Annotated in this window: 4 protein-coding genes; all 4 read right to left on the bottom strand. The window is 57.8% G+C overall.

Features of this window, described 5'->3' with window-relative positions:
* Nucleotides 1-728, bottom strand: a 728-nt coding sequence (locus KJQ96_RS33245; protein WP_213290496.1) for a transposase, incomplete at its 3' end; no start/stop codon positions are given.
* 147 nt (nt 729-875) lie between these two features.
* Nucleotides 876-2,426: a PAS domain S-box protein gene (locus KJQ96_RS33240; protein WP_249726990.1), complete on the bottom strand. Its 1,551-nt coding sequence runs from the start codon at nt 2,424-2,426 to the stop codon at nt 876-878.
* A 577-nt stretch (nt 2,427-3,003) separates the two neighbouring features.
* Entirely contained in the window at nt 3,004-4,263 is a 1,260-nt protein-coding gene (locus KJQ96_RS33235) for a Glu/Leu/Phe/Val dehydrogenase (RefSeq protein WP_213290495.1), read from the bottom strand.
* A gap of 806 nt (nt 4,264-5,069) precedes the next feature.
* Nucleotides 5,070-5,852, bottom strand: coding sequence for an SDR family NAD(P)-dependent oxidoreductase (locus KJQ96_RS33230; protein WP_213290494.1), 783 nt, complete (start codon nt 5,850-5,852; stop codon nt 5,070-5,072).
* Nucleotides 5,853-6,000: the final 148 nt, after the last annotated feature.

Below are 6,000 nucleotides of genomic sequence, written 5' to 3'. Positions count from 1 at the left end.
CCGCCGTCGCCGGAGCGGTCGTCGCCCGGCTTCGAGGCCGCTTTGGCTTTGGCTTTGGCTTCAGCTTCCAGCGCAGCCTTGGCGGTCCGGATCTTCTCCAGCCGCTTCTCTTTGTTGGCCATCCACTCGGGCATTTCGTCGCCACGCTTCGAGGCTCCGAGCTGACGATCCTCAGCCTTGTCGGCTTGGGCGGCCTGGGCCAGCCAGCCCTCGATCTCCGCCGCAAGCCTCGGCTCGGCCTCTTTCATCCGGCCATAGCTCATCGCCTTGTTGATCCCGGCATTGGCCTTGATCTTGGTGCCGTCGAGCGCCACGTGGCCAAGCTTCACGAGCCCCGCCGCGCGACACAGCGCAAGAACCTGCCGGAACAATCCGGAGAGCGCAGCCAAATGCCGCTTGCGGAACTCGCTGATCGTGCGGAAGTCCGGACGCTGCATCCCCGTTACAGCCGCAAAATCCAGCCGCTCCTCGCAGCCCCGTGCGATCTTGCGCGACGAGTAGATCCCCTGGCTGTACGCATAAAGCAGCAGCGCTACCATCATGCCAGGATGATAGGGCGGAAAGCCGCGCTCCTCGTCGTAGACATCCATGATCCGCGACAGGTCCAAGCCGGTGCGAACCGTGTCGCGCACAAAGTGGGCCGTGTGCCCGGAAGGCACCAAATCCTGGATCGATGGCGGCAGCAGCCAAACCTGATCAACGTCCCAAGGACGAAATGTCTTGCTCATCCACCGTTTGAATCACGACGCTTGTTCTTCGTCGAGAAAAATCCGATTACTCGGACAGGCTCCTAGTATTTTCGGTGCCTGAGAAGGGGTTGGCAATGCGCCTGTGATACCCTTCCGCCAGATCCAGCAGACTACTTGCATCGAGACTCATGCTGCCAAGACTTGGCGCGGTCTATCACCAGAAACGCCGTTTTGTTTTGCAGGCAGGCTAAACTGGAACACAGCCCCCCGAGGTTCATTCGCGGTGACCCATAACCGTCCCCCATGCGCCTCGATGATCGAACTAGAGATGACCAAGCCCATTCCCATCCCCTCAGGCTTGGTGGTGTAAAAGGCCTCGAAGAGGCGGTCCACGATATTCGGATCCACGCCCGGTCCGGTATCCCGCACAGACACGAGTACGCGGTCAGAGGCATCGCTCGAAGTGCTAATCCTGAGCTCCTCCGCGTCCGCGATACAAATCATCGCGTCCACGGCGTTCATGACAAGATTAAGAATCACCTGTTGCAGCTGGACGCGATCGCCTTGCACGAGCGGTAAACCGGTCGCGAGGTCTGTCTGCAGCGAAAGGCCGTGCTTTAGCACTTCGCTTCGGGTCAGAGCGACGACATCAAGGACAGCGTTGTTGATGTCGATGCCATCCTTCCGAGGCGGTGCCTTCTTCAGAAGTCCGCGAATCCCGCTCACGACTTCCCCGGCCCGTACCCCATCTTTAACGATCAGGTCTAGAGACTGACGGACCTGCTCAAGATTGGGCGGATCAACGCTGAGCCAGCGCAAAGCTGCCTGTGCGTTCATTACCACCGCACTAATTGGCTGGTTTACCTCGTGAGCAATTGAGGCCGTGAGTTGCCCCATGGTTGCGACGCGATTGGCGTGCGCGAGCTCAGCCTGCGCCGATCGCAAGGCGTCGGACGCCAATGAATAGTCTGTGAGGTCGTGAAAGATCGAAAGGATGGCTTCAACCCGCTCCGACTTGGAGTGCAAGGGCGAATGGCTTATCGAGATATAGCGTCGAGTGTCAGGGTAAGTAAACCAGTCCGCATATCTGACTTCTTCTCCCTCGAAACATCGGTCGTGCTTGGGTTTGACCGTCTGCTCAAAAACTGTAGTCCCTAAGACATCGGCCACGTGCATCCCGACGAGATCCTTCGCTGATCTTCCCGAAATGAGTTCGAAGACCGGATTAACACGTTGGTACCGATAGTCCCGCCCAATGATGCAGATTGCATCCGGTGAACGCTCAAAAACCAGCTGCGTCAGATGCTCCGCCCGTTTGAGATCGGTGACATCTTGGACCGCTCCGAACAGGCTGAGAGGTCGGCCAGACGCGTCCCTCGTCAGATCACCCTGACTGTGGACAAACCGCACCTCGCCGTCCGGCCTCACTATCCGATAATTAAAGTCGCAGCGAGAGCCGCCGCGTAGCGTGTGCGCTAGTGCTGAGCTCCAGATTGCACGATCCTCCGGATGTAACCGCTCGGTCACTTCCTCAGTCGTAATGGTGCCCTCACGCGGCGCGAGCCCGAAGATGCGACATGCTTCGTCCGAAAAGGTGATCCGTTCTGTTCTGAGATCGCGTTCCCAGTAGCCGACGTGGGCGATGCGTTGCGCTTGTTCGAGCAGCTCCTCTCTCCGGCGCACTTCGTACGGCACCTCGCGCGGAGCAGCGGGACGGATTAATCGTTGCCACAACATGATTGTCCCCTCCATACCATGCCGATTAAGAAGAGGATTTCTTATGGGTAGCCGATCATACGGCTCATCCCGTTACAGGATTTGTGATGCCCGGCTCAATCGCAGTCGAGTCGATCGCCAACCCTCAGGTACAATCACGCCTTCGAAGGTCGGCTAAATGCCGTCAACCTTGCACGTACTCCTGAACAGAACAGGGCCACAACATAGCTCACTAATTCAATAGGATCAACCGCGCGCCCATACCCGATGGACACGCTAGGATCTCGATGGAAGCGGTCGCTACGAGGCAGTTCTTCCTGAATCGGATCACAGGATCTTCGCAAATTTTAGTCTACGCCCAACGCCCTGCTTTCGATGGCCTGCCCAAAATTTATCTTTGCCGTCGGCTGCCAAGGCGAGAGAGAATTAGGAGGCAGTCCGATTTACCAGCGGATCCTAAGTAGCTTCGAGCACACCAGGAAGACCTTCAAGGCGATCCGAACACAGAGTTGCTCAGACTTCGCAATTCAGAGTGGGCCGGCTCGTCCTAGCTGCGACACAGGGCGTCGAACCAGACGCAAATATGGAAACGAACATGCTATGGGAACAGCCCACGTGTTTCCTTTGCACTTCGAACGCGATCCACACCTATGGCCATTGCCGCGGTGCGATTGAATATGTTCTCCCGCCTACTTCGTGCCAGTACGCGATCGAAGGCACGATCCAGAAGTTGATACTCCTGACGCATTACCTCCTCCTCCTCCCAGAATAACCGCTGCAGATCCTGCACCCATTCGAAGTAGCTGACCACCACACCTCCCGAATTGCACAGAATGTCGGGGATGAGGAAGATTTCCTCCTGACGGCCTTCCAAGATCCGATCGGCTTCCGGTGTTGTCGGGCCGTTGGCGCCCTCAGCAAGAATACGGCAGCGCAGCTTACCCGCTATTTCGGCGTCGATGACCCGTTCCACTGCGGCCGGAACAAGCACGTCACAGGGCATCGTCAGCATCTCTGCTGGGTCTAGAGCGAGCTCGTTGGAGTAGCCATCCAGGTTACCTTGCAAGGCCGCATGTCTGACCAGCTGTGGTATGTCGAGCCCCTGAGGCCGATAGAGCGCGCCCGTGTGATCGCTGACCGCGATCACCTTCACCCCCATATTATGCAGCTCGAGCGCGGCGACCGAACCGACATTTCCAAAGCCCTGAACGACGGCTGTTGCGCCATCGAGTCGGATCTTGAGCTCGTCCGCGGAGCGGCGAACCAAATGAGCCACACCCCGGCCTGTCGCTTCACGGCGACCGAGCGTTCCGCCGGCGCTGACAGGTTTGCCTGTCACGATCTCGGTGACGGTTTGGCCCTGATACATCGAGTATGTATCCATGAACCACGCCATGATCTGCTCGTTTGTCCCAAGGTCGGGAGCCATGACATCTGTGTGCGGCCCAACAAAGGGGATCATTTCCTGCATATACCGGCGCGACAGGGCTTCAAGCTCACGCTTTGACAAGCTGGAAGGGTCGACGTTAATTCCGCCCTTGGCGCCACCATATGGCAATCCGACCAGCGCACACTTCCAGCTCATCCAGATAGCAAGCGCTGCGACTTCGCCGAGGTCAACTGTTGGCGCGAACCTGGTACCCCCTTTTGTCGGGCCAAGCGTCAGGTGGTGCTGCACCCGGTAGCCCTCGAACACCGCCGTTGTGCCGTCATCACGATGAATTGGACACGACACCGTGACAGATCGCTTCGGCAGCAATAGGCGGGGTCTTGCGTCATCCGGTATGCCCAGATAATTCGCGATCACCTCGAATTGCTTTACGGCCATCTCAAACACTGGCCCACGGTATGCAGTCACGCTAGCTCCTGAGGCTGACTTTGAAACATCGGATGCTCATGCTGCAGCGCACTAAGCTCCCTAGTTGCGGGTTGCGCGTTTCCGATGTTGATGAGACAATTTATTCAATCAGCAAGATCGCGCCTCGCGGTCACGCCAACAATACAACCAATGCGACGAAAGCGAGATTGACCAAGGCCGCCACGAATGCCCAACAGCGAATCGCCGCGGGCGAAAATTCAAGACTGTCCTGCGAAGTGTCGACCCAAAGTGGCGGCATCAAGTTAGCTCCAAGGAGCGGGTTAAGAGACAAACCTGCATAAGAGCAGAACCGCCCACGCCGCCAAAAACCGACCGCTTCGAGCGCGCTTAGAGCTCTTGCCGTTACGCCGACCGAACTTGCAAATGAGGAGCCCTCCTCCCGGCTCCGTCGCAGCTGACAACAGGTGCGTAGGCCGCATCAACATCACTTCTCGATCCGGCAAGTGGATCCGGCGGGTCGGCCGCTGTTGTACCCCTCACCTTCGATCTCCCATCCAGTGATGACAGAATAACATTCCTAACGCACGATACTCGGCGTTACGCGCGCCATTCCTCCACTATTTCGGTGAAATTCATCGCAGAAGCGGCGGCTTACGAGGCTTTTCTCTAGGTCCGCCGAAAGGCCGATCGAATCGATTATGGCCGACAAGTCTAGCAACTTTGGTTAAACGGCCGAGGGATCGTCCTCGCGCCGGCAAGAGGTAACGTCCCTTTTGACGTATGCTGCAGCTGGTAGAGGCGAGGCCTTTTGCAAGGGAAAGCATCGGTCTTTCTCCTGCGTACAATTAGCCGATCGTTGTGAGATTGAGTTTCAGCGTGCGCGGCAGCGATCGGCCACCGTCCATGATGATTGATTGTCCCGTCACCGCAGAAAACTCTGGAGTACAGAGAAGGACTGACATTCGGGCAACCTCCTGTTCCGTCACGAGCCTTGCCAAGGGCGTTTCCGCGATCACGGAGCTCTTGTAGTCGACCATCGTGTCGGTGCGTTCGCTGGCGATCTGGCCGGGCACAATTGCATTTACGGTGACGAGTGGCGCAAATTCGAGCGCGAGGCATTCCGTCAAATGGATGAGAGCCTGTTTGGCAAGGCCATATACCGAATGCGACCGCGCGTAAGCCGAGGTTGCGCTCACATTGATGATCCGTCCCCAACCGGTTCGCTCCATGCCTGCGATCGCGCTTTGAGCGAGCTGGTACGGCGCCCTTACGTTGATCGCCATCACCGTCTCCCACTGCGAGATGGACAACGACCGAAACGGCGCATCCGCATAGGGACCTGCATTGTTGACTAGGATGTTGACGTCTCCGAGACGCTCCGCGATGCGCGAAACGAGTGCATACGGCGCCTCGGGATCGCTGAGGTGACCCAGAAAGACCGCTGCCTTTCCACCGATTGCAGCGATGCGAGCGCAAACGCTTTCGCCGTCACTTAATGCACGCCGGCAGTGCACTGCGACACGCGCCCCTCGCCTAGCGAGTTCGATGGCGATTGCAGCGCCCGCGCCGGACGAAGAACCTGTGACAAGGGCGACCTTGCCCTCAAGATATTTTTCGCCCGCACTCATGGATCGATCCTCGTAGACCAGATGAACTTCAGCTTCGACTCGTCCAGATATTTATTGTGTATTAGTTCGATCAGATCCTTGGCGGATGTGGCCAGCTCCGCCTCCTAGGCGGCGCGATCGGCTACTTCGATCCGTTCTACTGTCGCGC

Origin of the sequence: Bradyrhizobium sp. sGM-13, assembly GCF_018398875.1 — a bacterium.
Classification (GTDB): Bacteria; Pseudomonadota; Alphaproteobacteria; order Rhizobiales; family Xanthobacteraceae; genus Bradyrhizobium.
This window is presented reverse-complemented; position numbering and strand designations above follow the sequence as displayed.